This window comes from Halomonas sp. SIMBA_159 (assembly GCF_046536035.1).
GTDB lineage: Bacteria > Pseudomonadota > Gammaproteobacteria > Pseudomonadales > Halomonadaceae > Vreelandella > Vreelandella venusta_A.
On sequence record NZ_JAWJBT010000600.1, the window covers coordinates 1 to 271 of the forward strand.

The following is a 271-nucleotide window of genomic DNA, read 5'->3' on the forward strand; positions in this document are numbered from 1 at the left end:
TTCCGAAACCCGCTGGCCGATCCCGGTTTGATCGGTGTTTCGACCGGCGCCGCGCTTGCGGCGGCCACGACGATCGTCGCCGGCGGCCTTCTGCTGCCGAGCATACCAACCGGCTGGACGCCCTATATCTTGCCGGTCTCCGCGTTCCTCGGCGGCCTCTTCGCGACCTTTCTGGTCTATCGCATCGCCTATCAGGACGGACGCACGGACGTCTCGATCATGCTTTTGGCTGGGGTGGCGTTGAACGCGATCGCCGGCGCGGGAATCGGGC

At 66.1% G+C, this 271-nt stretch carries 1 protein-coding gene; it reads left to right on the plus strand.

Annotated features, from left to right (window positions below; translation table 11 throughout):
* Window positions 1-271: iron chelate uptake ABC transporter family permease subunit (locus tag R0J87_RS20620; RefSeq protein WP_498888584.1), on the plus strand; the 271-nt coding region annotated here is incomplete at both ends.